At 69.3% G+C, this 1,174-nt stretch carries 1 protein-coding gene; it reads right to left on the bottom strand.

The features are described 5' to 3' along the window. Positions 1 to 17 precede the first annotated feature (17 nt). Positions 18 to 1,096, bottom strand: a protein-coding gene (locus tag ABKA17_RS48070) for an IS630 family transposase (protein ID WP_502994560.1) whose coding sequence is annotated in 2 segments (ribosomal slippage) — positions 18 to 616 and positions 616 to 1,096 — 1,080 coding nt in all. Because the reading frame shifts where the segments join, the coding sequence is not laid out codon by codon here. Positions 1,097 to 1,174: the final 78 nt, after the last annotated feature.

The raw sequence follows: 1,174 nt of genomic DNA, 5'->3' as shown, positions 1-1,174 counted from the left end.
TTACTGACTTCGGCGTATTAGGGTCCGTCCGGTCTGTCGAAAGCGAGGCCCGTCTCGGCGAAGAATCCGTCGAGGATGCAGTGCCGGTACTGCAGCGCCTTGAGCCGCCTGCGGAGCAGAGTCTCCAACTCGCTGAGGGTGCGGGCGGCCAGGTTGGCCAGACTCCGCTTGATATGCGCCCACAGGCCCTCAACCGGGTTGAGGTCGGGCGCATACCCGGGCAGCAGGACCACGGTCAGCCAGTCCCGCTCGGCAACGAGTGCCTTCATCGTCTTCGAGATGTGGGTGCTCAGCCGGTCCCACACCACGATCAGCGGGGCCCTCAGCAGTTGGTGAGCGCCGTCGAGCAGGTGGATGTAGTCGCTCTCGCCGAGCGAGCGGCGCTCGCCCTTGCGACCGGTGTGCCGACGCAGCCGGTAACACAGACGGGCGGGCAGGCCCGGCCGGAAGCACAGCAGCCCGGCCACCGAGAGTCGTCCCCGGCTGCGGCCGGACACCTTGACCCTCGGGGTGATACCGCGCCTGCCCCAGGTACGGCCCTTGGGCGGACGGCCGGTCACGCCCGCTTCGTCCTCGAAGCAGACGAACGCGCCGGTCGCCGCCCGGAGGGTTTTACCTCCTCCCAGGTCGCCTCCCGCCATGCGGCGATCGCGTCCTCGTCGCGTTCGGCGGCGGGCCGGGCGGGCATCTGCACGCTGTAGCCCATCCGGTGCAGCAGCCGGGTGACCCCGGAGATGCTGTAGGAGATGTGGAATCTCCGCCCGATCAGCGTGCGCACCCTTGCCGCGGTCCACACCTGGTCGTCCGCCCAGCCGTGCGCGGCCGGCCCCTCATCCAGCCACATCGCGAGCTTGGCCTGCAGGTGGGGGCCGAGCCGACAGTCGTAGCCACAGGCGCCTCTGGAACGCAGCGCCTCGCGGCCGCCCGTCCTCCAGGTGCGGCGCCACTGATAGACCGACTTCTCACTCACCCGTAACTCCCGGGCGATGCACGGGACTTCCACGCCCTCCTCGAAGAGGTCAACGGCCCGCATCCGTACCCCTTCCCGGCGCCTGCGCTGCTCGGCGGTCAGCCCGCCGCCGTCCGGATACCGCATGCCTCCGGCGTAGCAACCCTGGCGGACCGTGTCACCGGTCCCGACATAAATCCAGACCCCGAAACGCAGAAGTCAGTA

The organism is Streptomyces sp. RG80, assembly GCF_040446465.1.
Lineage (GTDB): Bacteria > Actinomycetota > Actinomycetes > Streptomycetales > Streptomycetaceae > Streptomyces.
This window is presented reverse-complemented; position numbering and strand designations above follow the sequence as displayed.